The following is a 19,540-nucleotide window of genomic DNA, read 5'->3' on the forward strand; positions in this document are numbered from 1 at the left end:
ATAAGAGATTTTTGGTTGATAAAAGCCTCCCAAAAAATGGTGTACCAGGTCATCCATATTATGGATGACCTGGTACACCAAATAAAGGAAACTAAAACAGGAGTAATGCGACGATGGTGGAGATGATTAGTCCTAGGATGACGGGGATGAAGTTTTTCCGGACGAGTTCCATGACGGGGACGCCGCAGAATCCTGCGATCGCAATCAAGGACGACCAGGCGATGATGGTCCCGCCTCCTGTCCAGATGGATCCCATCTGTCCGATGGCAGCGAGGGTTGAAGCGTCAATCGTTCCGTTGGCGAGTGAGGCGGATAGCGCACCAGTAAGCGGAAGTCCTGAGAAACCTGAGCCGTCCAATCCTGTAATGATTCCGATGATCAAAATGCTAAAAGCGGTCAAAAAGGCGCTTTGTGGCAGATAATCCTGGCTCGATTGGACGAGGTCGAAAAGAAAGGATGGGGCCGCTTCAGCAGGCAGCACAAGAATATCTTTGGCAAAATCCCCACTGCCGAGAAAGAAGAAACCGGCAATCGGAATGACAGGTCCCATCGCTTTAAAGGCAAAAACGAATCCTTCGGTAATATGCTCACTCACATCATCGAGTGCTTTATGTTTTCCGAAGGCCACACTGGAAAGCAACAATAAAACGACAGCAACGCCTCCGATAAAAGCCGCTCCGCTTCCTCCTTCAAATCCACCCATCCGTCCCGAGCCAATCTTGGTCGAAACCATATAAATCATAACAGCCAGCATGGAGAGAGGAACGAGGATGGCAAAGACTTTACTCCAGAGATGAACACGTGAACTTGGCGTTCCTCCTGGTTCTTTGAGCCCCTGCATTTGAACAATTTCCTGCTCGTTATGAGGGTCATCCTTGGAGCGGAAACTTTTTCTATTGAAGAGATAAGCGAGACCGATCGCAACGATCCCTGTAACCACCGATAAAATCAAAGCCTGATCCATGACGCCCGCTGTATCGATCCCTGCCGATTTTGCGGATAATTCTGGTGCTACCTGGATGATATAGTCCGACGATAACGCCATCCCCTGGCCGGCAAGCGCCACTGTCATCGCCGCCACCATCGCAGGCAGGCCCGTACGGATGGCCGCAGGGACAAGAAGGGCGCAGATGAGCGGAACAGCAGGAGTCGGCCAGAAGAAAAGAGACACGACATAGGTGACTCCGACAAGAATAAAAAACGATACATGACTGTTGATCATCACTTTTTGAATCGGCTGGATCATGCGGGTATCCGCACCGAGATCTTTTAAGGAACGTAACAAGGCAACCATAAAAGTAATGATCAAGAAAATATTGAACAATTCTTTCGCAGCCACAAGGTTGGCATTGAAGACACCCACAAAGCCACTGATTAAATTCCCATTAAACATCCATGCGACCACAAAAGTACCAAGCAAAGTGGGGAGTACGACCCCTTTACGGAAAATCATCGTTAAGATGATGAGAAATGTGAACAGCCCATAAATCCAATGAGACATTGTCAATTCCATCAAAATGCCTCCTCTTTTTTATATAGGCTATTCACCAATACAGGGAGAGGTGAGAAAGGGGAATCTTCTCTATAAAAAAGGATAGCGTCCTAACGGTAGTGGATATCGCCACCCCACGAACATAAATGCACAAAAAAAGCCGTGGGATCCCCCACGGCTCTCATCCTATTTCTTTTCTTCCCCAGGTACTTCACAGCCATCTTCGTTACAAGCCGCTCCGCTCTCGCTTGATAAATCTTCAAATGCAGGCGTCTGTTCCTCTTCGGCAAAAGCTTTTTCAAGCCCCTGAACGAAGACCTCCGTCGGCTGTGCGCCAGAGACGGCATACTTCCGGTTGATGACGAAAAACGGTACACCCTGGACACCAATCTGCTGGGCTTCGGCTTCTTCACGGCGAACCGCTTCCGTATAATCGGATCCTTCAAGAACAGAAACCACCGCATCACGATCAAGTCCGACCTCAACGGCTAGCTCCGTGATCGTTTCATGATCCCCGACATCTTTGCCATCTGTCAGAACGGCTTTGAAAAAGCGTTCAGCAAAAGCTTTGCCTAATCCTTTTTCATTAGCCAATTGAGAGACACGATGGGCATCAAACGTGTTTGTCGGTACCACCGAATCAAAGTGGAAATCAAGGCCGACCATCTTCGCCTGCTCGGTCATGTTCTGCGTCATCTCACGCGCTTCTTCCATTGACCGGCCATATTTAGCCGCGAGTTTCTCATGCATGTTTCTTCCCGTGTTGCGCTCGGCATTCGGATCAAGTTCAAAGCTCTTATAAACGACATCCACTTGTTTGCCTGGAAAATGTTCCAGCGCTTCTTCTAGTCTGCGTTTTCCGATATAACAAAAAGGACAGACGAAATCTGACCAAATTTCTATTTTCATTGCGTTCACCTCTTCATTAGATTCTCCTCCATTTTACGATGCTGATCACCGGAATTCCATGATTCTGTTTGGAAGCTGTCCCACGTATATATGGGAAAAAGGAGGTTGGACTTTATGGGGATTACGTTGGTTAAAATTTCAACTGTCTATTTTGCCATCGGCATTGCAATTGGATATTACATGTCGAGTGCACACGACTATGCACTCACACCTGTGCACGTCCATATCAATGTGCTCGGGTGGACCGCCCTCACACTCGCGGGTATTTTATATCATCTCTTTCCCGACCTTGCGAAATCTTTATCTGGAAAAATTCATTTCTGGCTTCATAACATCGGTCTACCGATCATGATACTCGGCTTATTTTTAGTCGTCCTTTACGAAAATGACGTGTGGCTTCCCCTTGTCGCGACAGGCGCAACCATCACATCGCTCGGCATCTTCTTCTTCGTGTTCAATGTGTTGAAAAATTTGAAAGCAGCCTGACACCCAATCCCTCTCCGCTTCGATTATAGAAGCAGGGAGGGATTTTATGATTACAATAGAAACCTTGAAGCAGCGCAGTCTGGATAAAATGGGGAACGTCCAAACAATCGTACAAGAAAAGGTTTGGAAAATGATCGAGCAATCCTACACAGAGGGAATATTTGTACAAATTTCCTCCGGACATCGCACGCATGAAGAGCAGGCCCGCTTGTATGGACAGGGACGGCCGGACTATTATTGGAACGGGAAAAGATATGGCCACAGCGGGAACATCGTCACCTATGCCACACCTGGAAAAAGCAATCACCACAGCGGCCGCGCGGTCGATTTTTTCCTGGTCAGTTCAGATGGGAGAAAAGCACTCTGGACGGTGAATCAGGATTGGCGTAAAGTAGCGGATATTGCGAAGTCACTCGGTTTTCAGTGGGGTGGAGACTGGTCTAGCTTCAAGGATTATGCCCATCTCGAATGGCCGGAAAAATCCCAGGATGTCCGTGATCTTCAAACGAAGCTCCGCCGATTAGGTTACGAACCAGGCCCCATCGATGGCCTGTATGGGCCACGGACCAAACAAGCAGTTATAACTTTTCAACACCAGGAAGGGTTGGAAGTGGATGGGAGTGCCGGCCCGTTGACGAAAAACAGGCTCAACGCTCGTACCTATCCGGGAAATCCCATTTACTTCGGCGCTAAAGGGTCCGTGGTCAAACGGATCCAGCGGGCAGTCGGAATAGCAGACGACGGCCATTTCGGGCCATTAACTGAAGCGGCTGTATGTACATTCCAGCAACAGCACCGGCTTGAAGTTGATGGTGTTGTCGGACCACGGACGTGGCGGAAGATGTTTGGAAACCGGCATCCCTCATAGGATGCTGGTTTTTAATAGAATCGCACTGATGCATAAGAGGAAATTACATAAATCCTCGAAACTTGTCTAGTCATATCGTACCTGTTGACAAATTATGAGAATTTTATAATAATAAAAGTTGTAATATTCAGTTAAATCTAAATATTCACACAAAAATTTTTACCTTGTTATGTTAACGCTTACACAAAAGGAGGGTAGATTCGTTGCTGATTCCGATTATTCTTTCCGTTATAACCGTACTTTCTGTTGTTTTCGCACTGAAAAAGAAGCGGCCGTTCCTACTGGCTGTACCATTCATTGCGCTCTTCGGTGTCGCCCTTACTAAGATCATCATGGTGCCGATGCCGTTCTGGGAAACCGTACAGTTCATTTTTAACCTAAGAGGATAATGCAAAGGGAGGTGAATCGTTGTGAAAAAAATGGATCCACAGAAGGCGAAAGCGTATTTCCGTTTGCGTACGACTTTGATCATCATCTATCTCGCTATCGGGGCAATCGTATCTTTTGGAGTTGTTCTTTTTGCCGAAAGTCTTCAGTCCTTTACAGTGATGGGGATACCTCTTCCCTATTACATGGGAGCACAGGGAGCTATTATTACGTTTATTGCACTGCTTTTCTTTAATGCCATCATCAGTGACGTCGTCGATAAGAAATTCGGGCTGGTACCAAAAGAAGATTCCGATCAAAATCAAGTGGTTAACCAATAGGATAGGGGGAGAAATATGGACGCACAGTTTATAGTCTCCCTTGCTTTGATTGTCGCTACTTTTGCTCTGTACATAGGTATCGCTGTCTACAATAAAGCAAGGGCTACTTCAGATTTCTACGTTGCCGGCCGCGGGGTGCCGCCTGTTTACAATGGCATGGCCATTGGAGCAGATTGGATGAGTGCAGCTTCATTCATCGGACTCGCCGGTACGGTCATGATTCTTGGATACGATGGACTCGCATACATTATGGGATGGACAGGCGGATATTTGCTGCTTACGTTCCTTTTAGCACCACAGTTAAGAAAATATGGCCGGTACACCGTGCCGGAATTCATTGGAGACCGCTATCGCAGCAATACGGCCAGGTTAATTGCTGCTGTAGCAACCATCATTATAAGCTTCACCTACTCGGTCGGACAATTATCTGGGTCAGGGGTTGTTATTGGACGTCTGTTTGAAATAAACACGGTCACTGGGACGTTGATTGGCGTCGTGCTGATCGCCTTTTACTCAGCGATGGGTGGAATGAAAGGAATCACCTGGACACAGGTCGCCCAGTACTTGGTATTGATTATCGCGTATTTGATTCCGGTCATTTTCATGTCGCTGCAGCTGACGCAGAATCCTGTCCCTTGGATTTCATACGGGGACGTCATTTCGGAGATGCGTACGATCGATCAGGAGTTGGGCATTTCTGAATACATCATTCCATTTACAGAAGGATCGAAATGGCAGTTCATCGCTCTGATGTTCACACTGACAGCGGGAACAGCCGGTCTGCCACACGTCATCGTCCGATTCTATACGGTTGCGACGATGAAAGCTGCTCGCTGGAGTGGAGCCTGGGCTTTGCTATTCATCGGTTTACTCTATTTATCTGCTCCTGCGTACGCCGCTTTTTCCCGCTTCATCCTGATGACGGAAGTGGCAGGTTCGCAATTGAATAATCTTCCCGCATGGACACAAGCCTGGGTGGATACCGGACGGCTTTCCCTTGCGGACAATAATAGTGACGGGGTCCTTCAGTGGTCTGAACTTGTCATCAGTAATGATATCGTCGTTATGGCAACACCAGAGATCGCAAATCTTGGCATCTTCGTCATCGGTTTGATGGCTGCCGGTGCAATGGCGGCTGCCTTATCAACAGCCGGTGGATTGATGATCGCGATTTCCGCAGCCTTGTCCCACGACATTTATTACCGCTCCATCAATCCGAATGCGAGTGAGAAAAAACGTCTGGCTGTCGGACGCTGGTCGATCGTCCTTGCTACTGTCGCCGCAGGTTTGATTGCCTTGAATCCGCCAGGGGCCATCACGCAAATCGTCGCCTGGGCCTTTGCTTTAGCATCCGGCTCGTTCTTCCCGGCCCTGCTTCTCGGCGTATGGTGGAAGCGGGCCAATGGACCTGGGGTTATTGCCGGTTTGCTTGTCGGCCTTTCCGTGACCCTCGGATACATTTTTGCAGCGAAATACGGAGGGTTCACAATCCTTGGAATCATTGATACCGGTGCCGGCGTTTTCGGGGCATCAGCCGCTATCATAGCGAACGTCGTTGTCTCTCTCGCGACCGCACCACCATCCAAACAAACCCAGGACGAAGTTACAGATCTCCGTTATCCTGAACAAATCGAATACAAAGACGGAGAATACTGGCTCAAAGAAAACGTCAAATAAAAATGGAAAAAATAGGTGTACCAGGTCATCCAATATTTGGATGACCTGGTACACCATTTATTTACATCTTACATACGATGAAGTTTTTCGAAGTCGGTTTGCAGTTTGGCTGATACGGATTCGTAGACTTCAAAGAGGGCTTTATATTTTTGATGGTTCTCGGAATTCGGTTCATAATGTTCCTTCATAGGAATCGAATATTTAATCGATGCTAAGCTGTCCACGTGACCAAGACTGTACAAGGCTACCCAGGCCGCTCCCCAGGCGGAACTTTGATGGCTTACCGGAATATCGATGCGCTTGTTGAAAATGTCAGCAAGCATTTGGACCCATGTCTCTGACCTGGCAAATCCGCCGCTCGCATAAATTTTGTCATGCTTGTTGCCAAGACGCTCCAGGGCACTTCCAATATGTAAAATGGAAAACAGTACGCCTTCCATCGCGGCTCTCGTCATATGTTCCTTGCCGTGGGCAGGTGTCAGTCCAATGAAAGACCCTTTCGCTTCCGCGTTCCAGAACGGCGCGCGCTCCCCGTTTAGATAAGGAAGGAAAATCAAATTTCCCGCACCCGCTTCTAGTTCACTGGCTAGACGAGTCAACTCTTCAACTGAAACTTCTTCCTCACCGGAAAAGAGCCGCTGCACCCATTGCAGCACAAGGCCCCCGTTATTGGACGGTCCGCCGGTAATCCATAAATCATCGGTAAAGCTATAGGAGAACACCTCCTGTTGATCATCCAGAAGCGGTTCACTGGAAAATTGTCGGATCGCTCCACTTGTACCAATGGTGATGGCTGTCTCACCAGGCTGAATCGCGCCAATTCCAAGGTTCGCCAAAGGCCCATCACTTCCACCGATGACAAATGGCGTTCCTGCATCGAGACCAGCCTTTTCAGCGGCTTCTGCACTCATGCCTTTCATTGCATACGTAGGCTCCACAGGTTGGAAAAGCTGTTCACGACCAATGCCTGCAATAGTGAGCGTTTCTTCATCCCAAGTATGTTCAAGAATGTTGAAAAGCCCCGTGGCTGCAGCAATCGAATAATCGACCACTTTTTCCCCGAACCAGCGATACAATAAAAATTCTTTCACCGATACAAAGTAGTCGGCTTTCTGCCATGGTTCATAGTCGTTGTTTTTCATCCATAACAGTTTCGATAACGGAGACATTGGATGCAGCGGTGTACCTGTGCGCCTATACACATCGGGGTGGCTTTCCTTCAAGGTGTTCGCTTCCTCTGCACTGCGCGCGTCTGCCCAAATGATCGACGGGGAAAGAGGAGCCCCTTTTTCATCCATACAAATCAGGGAGTGCATAGCAGCAGAGATTCCGACCCCCAAAATCTCATGACGTTCAATGGTTTCTGTACTTAAGTCCAACGCTTCTAGTGCGGCCTGCTCCATTTGAAGCGGATCCTGTTCGGCGTGACCGACGACAGGGTGGGAGAGGGGGTAAGCCACTTCGTATTCAGCGGCTACCTCTCCATTTTTATGAAAAACGACGGATTTCGCGCTCGTCGTTCCAAGATCTAATCCAATCACATAACTCATCTTAAATTTCCTTTCTACACACGCTTTCTTGAGATCGCATCACGCATGCGCTGCGTAGCGGTCTGCGCTTGTTCCTTCATTTTTACACTATAATTGACAAAAAGAGAATCGATCAGCGAAAGTCCGGCGATTCTTGAAGCGAGCGCTTCTGAACGGAATTCCGTTTCTTCTGCGACGGTATACAAAGACAAATCGACCACTTTTGTCAGTGGAGATTTAGCGAAGTTCGTTATAGCGATAATCTTCACATGGTTCTCTTTCGCGACATCCACAATATCGAGAATATCCTGATTCGAACCGGTATGGGAAATAACGACCGCTACATCCGTTTCTCTCATTTGCGAAGCGGACATCAGCTGTAAGTGTGTATCCGGGTAAGCATACGCTTCCATTCCGGTCCTCATAAACTTGTGCTGAGCGTCCATGGCTAGGATATTGGATCCACCACTTCCGAAAAAGAACACCCGGTCGGCTTCGACCAAGTATTCCATCGCTTTTTTCAAAGAAAGCGGGTTCTGGACATCCCGGGATGTTTCGAGTGCCCGGATATTCGCTTGAAAAACTTTTTCAGTAATTTCAAAATCGGTATCTTCTTCAGATATCTTTTCATGGATATCCTGGATCGGATTGACGATTTCTGAGGCTAAAGCAATTTTCATGGCTTGGTAGCCTTTAAAACCTAAGCGCTTACAAAATCTGAAAACGGTTGCATCCGCGACCATAAGATCATCAGCGACCTGGTTAATGGTAGAGTGAACGATTTCTTCTGTATTTTCTAAAATGTAATCAGCGATCAGTTTTTCTTTTTCACTGAACTGCGTATAAGAAGAACGGATTCGACTGATGACGTGTTTCGTGGGAGCTTCAATCATAGGGATTCCTCCTTCGAATTTCCACTTTCTCTTATTGTATATGAAATTAATTTCAAAAGAAAGTTTGGGTTCGTTGAAATTTTTTTCTGAAAAACTATTGAACTAAAAAAGATTTATTGTATAATCGAAATTACAGAAAATAATTTTCACATTTTTCAACACGCTTTTTTTTAGAGGTTCTTTGAAAGCGCTTCTAATCAAGACGCAGAGGGAGATGTACATACGGAAACTATTTTCTATGGAATCGATTCCTGTTTCGTTGGCCCTTCATTGAAAGCGGTTACCGTTTTAGGAATAGTACGTAAGCTTTGTGAAAAAAATTTTACATATAAAAGGAGAGAGGTTGAACATGAAGAAATTATTTGGTTTATTGTCCATCGTTCTTTTGATTACGGTCCTTGCCGCTTGTGGTAACGGCGATGCAGAGTCCAGCAGTGGTGAAGGTGAAAGCGCTTCAGGCGACAGCGGCGAAACAAAAACGATTAAAGCGGGTATCGGTCTGAACAGTGACCACCCTCAGTACAAAGGTCTATTGAAGTTTAAGGAAATTGTGGAAGAGAAAACTGATGGCGCGATCAAAGTGGATACCTATCACAGTGGTCAGCTTGGTGACGACCGTTCCATGACAGAAGCGCTTCAGCTTGGTACACAGGAAGTGGTTGTTCCTTCTACAGCACCACTAGCGAACTTCGTACCAGAATTCAGCGTTTTCGACATTCCGTTCCTTTTCCCTAACGAACAAGTGGCGGACGAAGTGTTAGACGGTGAAGTTGGACAAGAATTGCTTGGGAAACTAGAAGAACAGAACCTTGTAGGCCTTGCTTATTGGGAAAATGGTTTCCGTGACCTTACAAACAGTGAGCGTGCGGTAGCATCTGTTGATGACTTCGATGGTTTGAAAATCCGTACAATGGAAAACGATCTGCACCTGGATGCTTTCAAAGCACTGGGAGCAAACCCTACACCTATGGCATTCACAGAATTATTCACAGCAATGCAGCAAGGTACAGTGGACGGTCAGGAAAACCCTTATGCAACAATCTATCTTCAAAAGTTCTATGAAGTTCAGGATCACGTATCCAACACGCACCACATCTACAGCCCATTCGTATTCTTGATGAGCAAATCTTTCTATGATGGATTGACTGAAGATCAGCAGAAGATTGTGAAAGATGCAGCAGTAGAAGCAGGTAAGCATGAGCGTAAGTTGAACCGTGAAGCGAACGAAAAGTATTTGAAACAGCTTCAAGAAGAAGGCATGGAGTACACAGAAATCTCAGATGAAGCTCGCCAGGAAATGGTCGATGCGGTAGCTCCTGTCATTGAAGATTACAAGAGTAAGATTGGTGAAGAAACGGTAGACAAAGTGTACAAAGCGATTGAAGACGCGCAAAAATAATAGAATGCAAAAGGGTACGCTGTAGCGGTTCTGCAGCGTATTCTTCTCCATTCAGGGTCAGTTGAGGTGAAGAAAATGAACATCATTCGAGCGATCGACCGAAGATTTGAAGAAGTATTGCTCGTCATTTTCTCGACCATCATGGTCAGTGTCATTTTCCTGCAAGTCGCGATGCGTGTGTCGGGAAATTCATTGTCCTGGTCAGAGGAACTCGGACGGTACTGCTTCATTTGGTTAGTGTATATCGGAATCAGTTACGGAGTGAAGAAGCAGCGCCACATCAAAGTGGACGTCATGCTGCTGTTACTTAAAGGAAAAGCGAAATTGATGCTCGCCATCATTGCGAATCTACTATTCTTAGTTTTCAGTTTGTATGTGGTCGTCAATGGATACAGCATCGCTTCCCAGTTGCTATCGTTCGGCCAACAGTCACCGGCCTTACATATACCGATGGGGCTTGTTTACATGGCGACACCAGTCGGATTTGCTTTGACAGCAATCCGTCTCGTACAAAACTTGATCGTTCAGATCAAAATGCTAATTGGTAAAAAAGAACTCGACGTCGACGATGAACGCGATCGTATGCAGCAGCAGGAAGGAGAGGATGAATCATGACAACAATCGTATTATTCGGGACATTCGCCCTCTTCCTATTGCTTAGTGTACCGATCGGGATCGCTCTCGGATTATCGACACTTGCGACCATCTTCTATACGGGCGCCATTCCGGTGCAGTTTTTAATGAAGGAACTCGTCACATCTGTCGATTCATTCCCATTGATGGCCGTTCCCTTTTTCATCCTAGCCGGTGAAATCATGGGGAAAGGCGGCATATCCGAGAGATTGTTCAACTTCGCAAACGCTCTTGTTGGTAACAAAACGGGTGGATTTGCGATGGCGACCATCGTCACATGTATGTTCTTTGCAGCGATTTCCGGTTCAGGACCAGCCACCGTTGCAGCCATTGGTGGCATTATGATTCCTGCCATGGTGAGACAAGGATATGACAAGAAATTCGCGACAGCTACGGTAGCTGCAGCGGGTTCCATTGGTGTCATCATCCCTCCAAGTATTCCAATGGTCATCTACGGTGTCGTTGGTGGAGCCTCCATCGGAGACATGTTCATCGCAGGAATTATCCCAGGATTTATCGTCGGTGGAGCACTTCTTGCTTGGGCGTACATTTATTCAAGACAACAAGGGTATAAAGGTCTGGCAGAAAAAACGTCCCTCGCAAACATCGGAAAAACACTCTGGGAAGCCAAATGGGCCCTTGTCATTCCTGTCATTATCTTAGGTGGGATTTACGGCGGAATTTTCACGCCGACAGAAGCAGCCGTTATTGCTGTCGTGTACGGTATGATCGCCGGCTTGTTCCTTTACGGTGAACTCAGCATCAAAGACATGCCGAAAATTTTCGCAGATTCAGCTTTGACGACGGCGACCGTCCTGATCATCGTTGGTTCCGCAACAGCTTTCGGCCGTCTACTTACGATCGAGCAGATCCCTACGCAAGTGGCCAACTTCATGTTGTCCATATCAGAAAATGAGATCATTCTGATTCTATTGATCACATTGCTTCTGCTTATCGTCGGGTGTTTCATGGATACACTGGCAGCGATCATCATTTTGACACCGATCCTGCTACCAATTGCCGTAAACCTTGGTTACGATCCGATCCACTTCGGAATCATCATGGTCGTGAACCTGGCGATCGGATTCATTACACCGCCACTCGGCGTCAACTTGTTCGTCGGATCCGGAATATCCGGGCTCTCCATCGAGCAGCTGTCCCGTGCGATCATCCCTTACTTTTTCGCGATGATCTTCTCGTTACTGATGATTACGTTTATTCCAGAATTATCTCTATGGTTGATCAGCTTCGCTGAATGATGAAAAAAGGACTGACCCTCCTTGTACGTCACCCGGAATCCCTTGCTTTTAGGCAAGGGGTTTTTCGGTTTTAAGCGTTACACCCCTCAGTTTAAAAGGAAAGGCGGTGCGGACGCCGTCTATTGGATGGCGGGACGCAGCCGAACGGTAAATGTGTTATGAGTGTATTTATTCAAGTCGTATTGCCGGTTATTCTCATTTTCGGAGCCGGCTTTACCATACAAAAAATCGCTAAATTAGATGTGAAATCTGTATCGACGATCGCTCTGTATGTGATGCTGCCCTGTTTAGTTTTCCAGACATTTTACGAAGCGGATTTGAACGGGGAATATTTGATGATGCTCGTCTTCTCCGGACTGTTGCTTTTCAGCATTCTTGGAATCAACAAGATTGTCAGTAAGGTGAAAAACTACGACCAGAGCATGGAGAGCGGGTTGATTTTATCAACAGCGTTCATGAATTCCGGGAACTACGGCGTACCGATCATTCTTTTTGCTTTCGGGGAAGAAGGATTTGTCTACTCCGTGTCCTTCATGGTTCTGCAGGCGATCATTATGAACTTTTTCGGCGTGTACTATGCGGCTAAAGGAACTTCCGGACTTAAAATGGCCCTGCTTTCTGTTTTGAAAATGCCACCGACGTATGCGGTACTTGTGGCACTTCCCATGAATCTTGGAGGAGTACCCGTCCCGGAGAATCTTATGAACAGCATCGACTTGCTGGCTGCCGCAACAGTTCCGATGGTAATGGTCGTACTTGGCATGCAGCTTGCCGGCATCCCATTGAGAAACCTGGAATGGCCGAAAGTTTCCTATGCCACGACCCTTCGTCTGATTGGTTCACCACTTATCGCCTTCGTTCTGACATTAGTGCTGCCGATGAGTGACATGATGGCTGCTGTGCTGATCGTTTCCGCGGCCATGCCTTCAGCAGCAACGACAACGATTTATGCCGTCCAGTTCAATTCGAAGCCGGACCTTGTTTCAAGCATTACTTTAGTGACGACGTTATTCAGTATCGTCACCATCCCTATACTATTGAACTTATTCATATAAAGGAGGAAGATTGAAATGAGCGAAAAAGTATCGAAAGATGTGAAGGTACACATGAAAGAAACACAAACAATCATGGAACTGTCCCAGATCATCCAAAGCTATGATTCAGAAATCATTCTGAAGAAAGTGGTCCAGGGAAGCGTACACGAAGCCAACCTGAAAAGCTTTCTCGGACTGATCAACTTAAGACTGCACGAAGGCGACGAAATCGAAGTCACCTGCATCGGCCCCGACGCCGCCCAAGCCCTCGAAGAAGTAGAAACCTTCCTTCAGCCTTAATTGGGATTTTATGTAAGACCTGGTCACCCATTATATGGGTGACCAGGTCTTTTTTTAGCAGGGCTTTTAAGCTTTGGAATCCAATCTATATCGCATCAAACTTTCCTCTATACACCAGTAAAAAAATGCCGGAATGGATGATAAAAATAGAAAAAGTATCGTCGGGTAAAACCTGGTGAATAAACCTTCTAGATTGTTTTCAAGCAGCGGAAAAAAGAATAGAAAAAGAGGTCCCACTACGAGATGGAAGAGTAGAGAAACGTTTCGTACGTTCTTTGATTTAATTCTTCCTTTTTTCCTAAGTGCATCACTTAACCCTTCACTAATGAGCGACCAGAACGGGGCGTAAACAAAAAATGCAAAAAGGAAATGGATGTTCGTAACCGCAGTCACCAACTCTACGACCTCCCATCCTAGGATGAAACTCGAAAAAAGGATGAATAAGAGAAAAATGAAATAAAAAATCATGCCCACCAAGAACTTTCTTAAATACATATTCTCAGTCATATACCTATGCACTTCCTTAGAAAAAGATATGATGTCGAATAATCATTATAAACTTAAGTTATCATAAATTGTGAGAGGATAGAGGTTCTGTGTGGGATTTTATGTAAGACCTGGTTACCCATTATTTGGATGACTAGGTCTTACTTTATTTTCCATTTGAACAAAAAACTCATACTGCTTCACGTCTTTGAAATAAGAAAGAATCGTAGAGGTGGAAACGAACTCGGAGTAATAAGGAGAGGGGGATAAGTAATGAGCGTAACTGCTCCATTTGTAATCTTCAGGCTGAAAGGTGATGAGTGCCCGGCAAGGGTTCAAGTGAATATAACGACTGACCTGGAGCACGGCATTCACATCATCCTCGAGCTTCGCTTTATAGGGTCCTTCAAAGAGATGACCAGCATAGCCGTATTTCTTGTTGAAATACATCGCGTATTGGGAGTGAAGATCCTTCATGAAAGTGCCTGGTGGGAGTTCAATGGTTTCGATAAGGAGGTGTACGTGGTTGGACATGAGGCAAAAAGAGTGAAGGTGGAACGGGTGGGAAAGCTTTGCTTCCTGTAAAAGGGTTAAATACTTATACCTGTCTTTCTCATCATAAAAAATATCTACTTTTCGGTTTCCTCTAGCCGTTATATGGTACCAGGCCTTCGGAAACCATCGACGCTTACGCATAACATCAATCCTTTCTCCTTCAATAATCACACCTCTCCTTTATTCGACAAAAGCGTCCAAACTCCTGCACCATTTCCAAATATTGTTGTACCACGTCTTACAGTTTCTGGTGTACCAGGTCATACAAATAATTCCAACAACACCGCCGACTATAGAAAAGCCTCCACACAAAAAAGATCCGCCTCTATAGACGGATCTTTTTTTTATGTGGAGCTTTGGTTTTTCTTATCTTTCCAGAACATATAAAGGTTCAGGCATAGAAACGCGACACTGAAGATGGCGCTGAAGGTCGACATTTCGACGACATTCGTGAACCATCCCAGAATTAAATAAATGAGAAAAAATCCGGCAAATCCGAGATAGAGCATCGTCTCTTCCTTTCCATAAAACGTCCCTGACATTATAACATTCTAAGGAACGTGGAGGAAAATCATGATTACTCCGGTGGGTACATGTGAAACCGATAGACGCTGAATTCATTGCCGGCTTCGATGCTGTAGGACTGGATGGGGAGGTGGGCAAATAGAGTGCCGTCGGTTTGTTCAATGGAGATGTCGAGTACAAGTTCTCGATCTTCTAACAGTGGCAGCGGAAAAGGGTTGACGATTTCAACCATCCATTCGTAAGCCAGACGCTCGAGGAATGCATGGGTGAACGTGGTTGGTGCATCATCGAGCCATATATTCGCAAGAGGGAACAAGGACCGGGACGTTTGTTCCAAAGAGGATTCCTCCGTTTTTATTGGGATAATTGTATCTTCCCTATTTACTACGTGGGTAAACAGTCGGCTGTTTTTCTCCTGATCTGTCTTCGGGCTCTTAGAATAGTAGAAGGGCTCTTTCCTATCAATGAAGAAATTTGATTCACGGTGTACCCGGTATAACATCTTTCAAAAACGGCTTGTTCTATAAGGGTGAGAGAGGAAAAGTGATAGATGTCAAGAAGAAGAAGAGGTTCGTGCAGCGGGTCTTTTTCGTGTGGGTTTTGTTGGATGGAGAAAAAGTGAATGGCTTCCCTGTTTTGATGGTTTCTTCTGTTCATCGTTTGGAAGTGTCTGTACAAGGATTGAATGAAAAACGTGGAGAACTTGCTGCGTTTGTAGTCATACTTTTCTACACAACGTACATAAATGAGGTAGCTCTCCTGCAGGCAGTCTTCGTAAGGCTCCGGGAGCTTCCAACGGCGGAGGCAGGAATGGATAAGGCGTTGATAAGCGGGGAAATCAAGAATATGATCTTTCATGACACACTCCTTTCTATGCATCTATTATCCTGTATTTCCTAACGAATGAAAAGAAAAATTCAATTTTCTTCTACATAAAATTGAAAAATTCGCAAAAACATGACACCAAAATCCCTTTTTCTATCGATTATAGTATGAAGGATTATTTAGGGAGGGTGTCTTATGGTTACCGATGATATGTTTGAAAAATTAGTAGCATAAAGTGAAGAGTTGATTCATTATCATATTCATAAGCTGAATATTAGAGATCGAAACGGCGATTTCTATGCCGAAGGTCTTTTCGCTCTGTGGAATGCCTACCGTACATATGACCCTGAGGCGGGAACCTTGCATTCATACATGCACTGGAAAGTCCGCAATGCGTTAATTGATAAAATCCGTAAAGATTCAAGAACCTATGAGCAGGAGGAGGGGATCGCCGAGCAGATGGTACAGGAGGGACGCGATCAATGGGAGGACAAAATTACCGACGAACTCCTATGGAACCAGGTAAAAGAGGCGCTCACACCGAATCAGTGGAAATGGGTCTATCACTATATCATTAGGGACCGGTCCATTTCACAGATTGCTCGTCTGGAAGGGGTAAGTCAGGATGCTGTGAAAAACTGGGGGAGACACGCAAGGAAGAAACTGAAGGAACTTGGTAAGACCATATAAAAAGCCTCGGAGGGGACCCCGAGACTGTGCGCTTATTTATTAATGGTTATATTTATTTTGCTCAATCCAAGCGCGCGTGCAGCTTTAATCATCTTAGCCGCCTCTTGCTCTGCATCCTGGATTTGCACGTCATTTCTGGAAATGCTCAACGTCGTCCCGCCAGACAACATCGTCGCTTCCTCTGATGTATGTTGATCCTCTTTAATCGATAAAAACGATTGTGGTTGTTCTTCCATCATTTCTTCCTGACGCATACGATTGACACGTCCGCGAATCTTACGACCGTGATACACGACGCTCGCATACGGGCATCCTGTCTCTGCAGCAATTTCTCGGTAGTTTTTATCTGTCTCGCCGATTAGACGTTTTACTTCGCTGAGGTCATAGTCGTATTGTTTACTCTTCTTCGCCATTTCGAATCCCCCTTTTGATTTTCTAATAATATTGTATACAAATTTTCTCCTTAATAATAGTCTGAGTTAGTAATTCTTTAAATCTTTTAAAATCATTTACAGTTGTTGTAAACTATTAAATATGCAAATGAAAAGATAATAGGAAAGTGTGACTGATTTTGTGTAAAAAAGTTATTTATGGTTTATTACCCCTGGGTGTAATGGGTTTAATTTTCTTCTTTTCTTCCCAGCCCTATGAACAACAGGACCTGCGTCCAACGATGAATCTTTATATGAATTTAGATTTTATCAAACCCGTGTTATCCCTCATCGAATTTACTTACTACGGGGAGACGATCAATATAGAAAGCCGTGGGGTTGATGGCATGCTGGAGTTTCTTATTCGTAAAGCAGCCCACCTGACCGTTTTTTTCTTCCTCATGATCACGACATTTCTCGCTTTCCATCACAACACGGGGTGGGGATTAAAAGGAAAATTGATCGTATCTTACATGATCACCGTCCTCTATGCTTGTTTGGATGAATATCACCAGTCGCTAACCCCCAACCGTACGCCTTATGCCGGGGATGTCGTTTTAGACAGCATTGGAGGCTTGGTGGGAGTTTTACTCATTCTCCTCTTTTATGTTAGAAAAAGCACGGAGAAACGTTGATCCTGGACTCCATATTTTATAGTAGCGCACCAAAGAGGTGCCGGATCGCGCCAAAGAGGTGCCGAATCGCGCCAAAGGGAGAGCGAATCGCGCCAAAGGGAAGCCGAATCGCGCCAAAGAGGGGCCGAGTCGCGCCAAAGGGAGAGCGAGTCGCACCAAAGAGGGGCCAAGTCGCGCCAAAGGCTTGCCCATTCACACCAAAACAAAAAGAGAACCAGCACTTCATGTACTGGTTCTCTTTGTCATTTTTCAGGGGTCAAAACCAATGTTTCTGCACCACTCAGGTTCACCTGAAGCGGTTCGACCTGGTAATCTTCAAGAGCTACTTCAAGTCGTTCTCGTTTATCTTCATCCCATTCATCAAAAAGGGCCACAGTGGTCGGTCCTGCCCCGCTGATGTAGTGGCCGAGCGAATGTTCTTTTTCCAGAATATCTTTAAAAGAAGAGAATCCAGGAATGAGAATCTGCCGGTAAGGCTGATGCCAGCGGTCGCTCTGCATCATTTTTCCGGCAAGCGCCCAATTTTTTGTAGCTAAGGCAGCGACGAGCACATTGGCGCTCCCGCTATTGTTCACCGCCTGTTTGTATTCTATTTCCACAGGCAGCAATCCACGTGCTTTTTCCGTTTCCAAATGATAGTCGGGAATGATGGCGAGCCAGGTCAAATCATCCATTCCTTCTGTAAAATGGACATAGTCCAAATGCTCCCCATCATAATTAGAAACCATAATACCGCCGAAAATCGCCGGTCCTACATTGTCAGGATGCCCCTCAATCTCGCAGGCGATTTTAAATTTTTCATAACGACTTAAGCCAAGGTCAAGGAGATGATCAGCCAGTTCAATCCCTCCAACTACTGCGGTTGATGAACTTCCAAGCCCTCGGGCGATTGGCACATCATTCTCAAGCTGCACATAGGTGGGGGGGAGGTCTTCATGCCCCATGGCTTCGGCTGTGAATAACGCCGTCTTGTAAATCAGATTGTTTTTACCCGAAGGGATATAAGGCTGGTCTTCTTCAGGAACGGAAAAAAACCATTCATCGGCCGGCTGGCAGTCAAGCGTCACATATTTCGATAGTGCAATACCGACGGAATCAAATCCCGGGCCGAGGTTCGCGGATGTCGCAGGCACTCGGATTTGAAACCGGCTCATGATTGAACACCTGTCACAGCAGAAGCGAAGATGTTGTAATCATTTTCGATGCGTGTCGGTTTGACTGGGCTCTGGTCCATGGCTGTCGTCGGATCCTTCAACCCGTTTCCTGTTAACACATGAACGATTTTAGAACCTTGTGGAATCGTACCGTCTTTCACTTTTTTAATCATACCTGCGATGGAAGCACAAGAGGCAGGCTCAGCGAACACGCCTTCTTTTTGCGCGAGATACTGATAGGCTTCAACGATTTCTTCATCTGTCACTTCATCAATCAGGCCATTCGATTCGGCACGCACGCTTAACGCTTTATCCCAGCTTGCCGGGTTCCCGATCCTGATCGCTGTCGCCAATGTTTCCGGATCTTCGATAACCTGATTGCGGACGATCGCGGCAGAACCGCTCGCCTCAAAGCCCATCATCTGGGGAAGTCCGGAACCATGTCGCTCGTTGTATTCTTTGAACCCTTTCCAATACGCCGTAATGTTTCCGGCATTACCGACAGGAATACTTAAGATATCGGGTGCAGTGCCAAGCGCATCACAAACTTCAAAGGCAGCCGTCTTCTGTCCCTCGATACGGTAAGGGTTCACGGAGTTTACGAGAGTGACCGGCTCATTCTCCGCCATTTTCCGTACCATACGAAGAGCGTCATCGAAGTTCCCTTTGATTGCAAAAATTTCCGCGCCGTACATAACCGCCTGCGCTAATTTCCCTTCCGCAATTTTTCCGTCAGGGATGACGACGATGCAACGAAGGCCTGCGCGTGCTGCAAACGCAGCTGCAGAAGCGGACGTGTTTCCTGTAGAAGCACAGATCACAGCCTCTGAACCTTCTTCAATCGCTTTTGCCATCGCCATCACCATGCCGCGGTCTTTGAAAGAGCCTGTCGGGTTCGCTCCTTCAATTTTGACATACCCCTCAATTCCAAGGTCCTGGGAGATGGATGGAATCGGAAGGAGAGGAGTATTCCCCTCATGCAACGTCAGTTTTGGTGTTTTTTCGGAAACGGGTAAAAACTCTCCATATTCATGAATCAATCCACGCCACATG

At 46.2% G+C, this 19,540-nt stretch carries 23 protein-coding genes; 12 read left to right on the plus strand and 11 right to left on the minus strand.

Annotated features, from left to right (window positions below; translation table 11 throughout):
• Positions 1-91 precede the first annotated feature (91 nt).
• Positions 92-1,513 carry a hypothetical protein gene (locus GLW00_RS02820; RefSeq protein ID WP_160911027.1) on the minus strand — a complete coding sequence of 474 codons (1,422 nt, stop codon included), beginning with the start codon at positions 1,511-1,513 and terminating at the stop codon, positions 92-94.
• A gap of 165 nt (positions 1,514-1,678) precedes the next feature.
• Complete coding sequence (locus GLW00_RS02825; protein ID WP_160911029.1) at positions 1,679-2,401, minus strand: DsbA family oxidoreductase; 723 nt, start codon at positions 2,399-2,401, stop codon at positions 1,679-1,681.
• 114 nt (positions 2,402-2,515) lie between these two features.
• Here GLW00_RS02825 and GLW00_RS02830 point away from each other — a divergent pair, with 114 nt between their 5' ends.
• From GLW00_RS02830 to GLW00_RS02850, 5 genes are all read left to right on the plus strand, one after another.
• Positions 2,516-2,887 carry a cbb3-type cytochrome c oxidase subunit I gene (locus GLW00_RS02830; RefSeq protein ID WP_160911031.1) on the plus strand — a complete coding sequence of 124 codons (372 nt, stop codon included), beginning with the start codon at positions 2,516-2,518 and terminating at the stop codon, positions 2,885-2,887.
• Positions 2,888-2,933: 46 nt separating this feature from the next.
• Positions 2,934-3,755 carry a peptidoglycan-binding protein gene (locus GLW00_RS02835; protein ID WP_160911033.1) on the plus strand — a complete coding sequence of 274 codons (822 nt, stop codon included), beginning with the start codon at positions 2,934-2,936 and terminating at the stop codon, positions 3,753-3,755.
• Positions 3,756-3,958: 203 nt separating this feature from the next.
• Positions 3,959-4,144 (plus strand): hypothetical protein, encoded by a 186-nt coding sequence (locus tag GLW00_RS02840; protein ID WP_160911035.1) that lies wholly within the window; start codon positions 3,959-3,961, stop codon positions 4,142-4,144.
• A gap of 21 nt (positions 4,145-4,165) precedes the next feature.
• A complete protein-coding gene (locus GLW00_RS02845; protein ID WP_160911036.1) occupies positions 4,166-4,462 on the plus strand; it encodes a DUF4212 domain-containing protein in 297 nt (98 codons plus the stop codon).
• 15 nt (positions 4,463-4,477) lie between these two features.
• Positions 4,478-6,139, plus strand: coding sequence for a sodium:solute symporter family protein (locus GLW00_RS02850; RefSeq protein ID WP_160911038.1), 1,662 nt, complete (start codon positions 4,478-4,480; stop codon positions 6,137-6,139).
• A 68-nt stretch (positions 6,140-6,207) separates the two neighbouring features.
• Here the strand turns inward: GLW00_RS02850 and GLW00_RS02855 are convergent, their stop codons facing one another.
• Both GLW00_RS02855 and GLW00_RS02860 read right to left on the minus strand, forming a co-directional pair.
• A complete protein-coding gene (locus tag GLW00_RS02855; RefSeq protein WP_160911040.1) occupies positions 6,208-7,689 on the minus strand; it encodes a gluconokinase in 1,482 nt (493 codons plus the stop codon).
• Positions 7,690-7,703: 14 nt separating this feature from the next.
• A complete protein-coding gene (locus tag GLW00_RS02860; RefSeq protein WP_160911042.1) occupies positions 7,704-8,561 on the minus strand; it encodes a MurR/RpiR family transcriptional regulator in 858 nt (285 codons plus the stop codon).
• A 349-nt stretch (positions 8,562-8,910) separates the two neighbouring features.
• On the opposite strand from GLW00_RS02860, the gene GLW00_RS02865 reads away from it, so the two are divergent.
• The 5 genes from GLW00_RS02865 (at position 8,911) to GLW00_RS02885 (ending at position 13,186) form a co-directional block, all read left to right on the plus strand.
• Positions 8,911-9,960, plus strand: a complete 1,050-nt coding sequence (locus GLW00_RS02865) for a TRAP transporter substrate-binding protein (protein ID WP_160911044.1) — start codon at positions 8,911-8,913, stop codon at positions 9,958-9,960.
• Positions 9,961-10,035: 75 nt separating this feature from the next.
• Positions 10,036-10,575: a TRAP transporter small permease gene (locus GLW00_RS02870; protein WP_160911046.1), complete on the plus strand. Its 540-nt coding sequence runs from the start codon at positions 10,036-10,038 to the stop codon at positions 10,573-10,575.
• Entirely contained in the window at positions 10,572-11,852 is a 1,281-nt protein-coding gene (locus GLW00_RS02875; RefSeq protein ID WP_160911047.1) for a TRAP transporter large permease, read from the plus strand. The genes GLW00_RS02870 and GLW00_RS02875 overlap by 4 nt, the downstream gene beginning before the upstream one ends.
• A 158-nt stretch (positions 11,853-12,010) precedes the next feature.
• Positions 12,011-12,907, plus strand: a complete 897-nt coding sequence (locus tag GLW00_RS02880) for an AEC family transporter (protein ID WP_115823988.1) — start codon at positions 12,011-12,013, stop codon at positions 12,905-12,907.
• 15 nt (positions 12,908-12,922) lie between these two features.
• Positions 12,923-13,186 (plus strand): HPr family phosphocarrier protein, encoded by a 264-nt coding sequence (locus tag GLW00_RS02885; RefSeq protein WP_160911049.1) that lies wholly within the window; start codon positions 12,923-12,925, stop codon positions 13,184-13,186.
• A gap of 621 nt (positions 13,187-13,807) precedes the next feature.
• Here the strand turns inward: GLW00_RS02885 and GLW00_RS02890 are convergent.
• The 4 genes from GLW00_RS02890 to GLW00_RS20920 all read right to left on the minus strand — a co-directional run bounded on the left by GLW00_RS02890 (position 13,808) and on the right by GLW00_RS20920 (position 15,631).
• Positions 13,808-14,368 carry a transposase gene (locus GLW00_RS02890; protein ID WP_160911051.1) on the minus strand — a complete coding sequence of 187 codons (561 nt, stop codon included), beginning with the start codon at positions 14,366-14,368 and terminating at the stop codon, positions 13,808-13,810.
• 203 nt (positions 14,369-14,571) lie between these two features.
• Positions 14,572-14,769, minus strand: coding sequence for a hypothetical protein (locus GLW00_RS02895; RefSeq protein WP_160911053.1), 198 nt, complete (start codon positions 14,767-14,769; stop codon positions 14,572-14,574).
• A 35-nt stretch (positions 14,770-14,804) separates the two neighbouring features.
• The gene (locus GLW00_RS02900; RefSeq protein ID WP_160911054.1) at positions 14,805-15,089 is read right to left on the minus strand and encodes a hypothetical protein; all 285 of its coding nucleotides are present in this window, start codon (positions 15,087-15,089) and stop codon (positions 14,805-14,807) included.
• A gap of 47 nt (positions 15,090-15,136) precedes the next feature.
• Positions 15,137-15,631, minus strand: a complete 495-nt coding sequence (locus tag GLW00_RS20920; protein WP_369126781.1) for a sigma-70 family RNA polymerase sigma factor — start codon at positions 15,629-15,631, stop codon at positions 15,137-15,139.
• A gap of 189 nt (positions 15,632-15,820) precedes the next feature.
• Here GLW00_RS20920 and GLW00_RS02910 point away from each other — a divergent pair, with 189 nt between their 5' ends.
• Complete coding sequence (locus tag GLW00_RS02910; protein WP_237417398.1) at positions 15,821-16,267, plus strand: sigma-70 family RNA polymerase sigma factor; 447 nt, start codon at positions 15,821-15,823, stop codon at positions 16,265-16,267.
• 32 nt (positions 16,268-16,299) lie between these two features.
• Here the strand turns inward: GLW00_RS02910 and GLW00_RS02915 are convergent, their stop codons facing one another.
• Positions 16,300-16,680 carry a hypothetical protein gene (locus GLW00_RS02915; protein WP_160911058.1) on the minus strand — a complete coding sequence of 127 codons (381 nt, stop codon included), beginning with the start codon at positions 16,678-16,680 and terminating at the stop codon, positions 16,300-16,302.
• 200 nt (positions 16,681-16,880) lie between these two features.
• Between GLW00_RS02915 and GLW00_RS02920 the strand changes: the two genes are divergently transcribed.
• Positions 16,881-17,333: a VanZ family protein gene (locus tag GLW00_RS02920; RefSeq protein ID WP_160911060.1), complete on the plus strand. Its 453-nt coding sequence runs from the start codon at positions 16,881-16,883 to the stop codon at positions 17,331-17,333.
• A gap of 242 nt (positions 17,334-17,575) precedes the next feature.
• Here the strand turns inward: GLW00_RS02920 and thrB are convergent, their stop codons facing one another.
• Positions 17,576-18,487, minus strand: a complete 912-nt coding sequence (gene thrB / locus GLW00_RS02925; protein ID WP_160911062.1) for a homoserine kinase — start codon at positions 18,485-18,487, stop codon at positions 17,576-17,578.
• Positions 18,484-19,539 (minus strand): threonine synthase, encoded by a 1,056-nt coding sequence (gene thrC / locus GLW00_RS02930; protein WP_160911064.1) that lies wholly within the window; start codon positions 19,537-19,539, stop codon positions 18,484-18,486. Before thrC ends, thrB begins: the two co-directional genes overlap by 4 nt.
• Position 19,540 lies beyond the last annotated feature (1 nt).

The organism is Halobacillus litoralis (assembly GCF_009856445.1).
Classification (GTDB): Bacteria; Bacillota; Bacilli; order Bacillales; family Halobacillaceae; genus Halobacillus; species Halobacillus litoralis.

Coding starts and splice junctions, on each gene's coding strand:
- GLW00_RS02835 (WP_160911033.1), top strand. CDS start 2,934: ATGATTACAATAGAAACCTTGAAGCAGCGCAGTCTGGATAAAATGGGG.
- GLW00_RS02830 (WP_160911031.1), top strand. CDS start 2,516: ATGGGGATTACGTTGGTTAAAATTTCAACTGTCTATTTTGCCATCGGC.
- GLW00_RS02915 (WP_160911058.1), bottom strand. CDS start 16,680: ATGGCGAAGAAGAGTAAACAATACGACTATGACCTCAGCGAAGTAAAA.
- GLW00_RS02860 (WP_160911042.1), bottom strand. CDS start 8,561: ATGATTGAAGCTCCCACGAAACACGTCATCAGTCGAATCCGTTCTTCT.
- GLW00_RS02895 (WP_160911053.1), bottom strand. CDS start 14,769: ATGTCAGGGACGTTTTATGGAAAGGAAGAGACGATGCTCTATCTCGGA.
- GLW00_RS02825 (WP_160911029.1), bottom strand. CDS start 2,401: ATGAAAATAGAAATTTGGTCAGATTTCGTCTGTCCTTTTTGTTATATC.
- GLW00_RS02885 (WP_160911049.1), top strand. CDS start 12,923: ATGAGCGAAAAAGTATCGAAAGATGTGAAGGTACACATGAAAGAAACA.
- GLW00_RS20920 (WP_369126781.1), bottom strand. CDS start 15,631: ATGCATAGAAAGGAGTGTGTCATGAAAGATCATATTCTTGATTTCCCC.
- GLW00_RS02820 (WP_160911027.1), bottom strand. CDS start 1,513: ATGGAATTGACAATGTCTCATTGGATTTATGGGCTGTTCACATTTCTC.
- GLW00_RS02920 (WP_160911060.1), top strand. CDS start 16,881: ATGGGTTTAATTTTCTTCTTTTCTTCCCAGCCCTATGAACAACAGGAC.
- GLW00_RS02870 (WP_160911046.1), top strand. CDS start 10,036: ATGAACATCATTCGAGCGATCGACCGAAGATTTGAAGAAGTATTGCTC.
- GLW00_RS02880 (WP_115823988.1), top strand. CDS start 12,011: ATGAGTGTATTTATTCAAGTCGTATTGCCGGTTATTCTCATTTTCGGA.
- GLW00_RS02875 (WP_160911047.1), top strand. CDS start 10,572: ATGACAACAATCGTATTATTCGGGACATTCGCCCTCTTCCTATTGCTT.
- GLW00_RS02890 (WP_160911051.1), bottom strand. CDS start 14,368: ATGCGTAAGCGTCGATGGTTTCCGAAGGCCTGGTACCATATAACGGCT.
- thrB (WP_160911062.1), bottom strand. CDS start 18,487: ATGAGCCGGTTTCAAATCCGAGTGCCTGCGACATCCGCGAACCTCGGC.
- GLW00_RS02855 (WP_160911040.1), bottom strand. CDS start 7,689: ATGAGTTATGTGATTGGATTAGATCTTGGAACGACGAGCGCGAAATCC.
- GLW00_RS02865 (WP_160911044.1), top strand. CDS start 8,911: ATGAAGAAATTATTTGGTTTATTGTCCATCGTTCTTTTGATTACGGTC.
- thrC (WP_160911064.1), bottom strand. CDS start 19,539: ATGTGGCGTGGATTGATTCATGAATATGGAGAGTTTTTACCCGTTTCC.
- GLW00_RS02850 (WP_160911038.1), top strand. CDS start 4,478: ATGGACGCACAGTTTATAGTCTCCCTTGCTTTGATTGTCGCTACTTTT.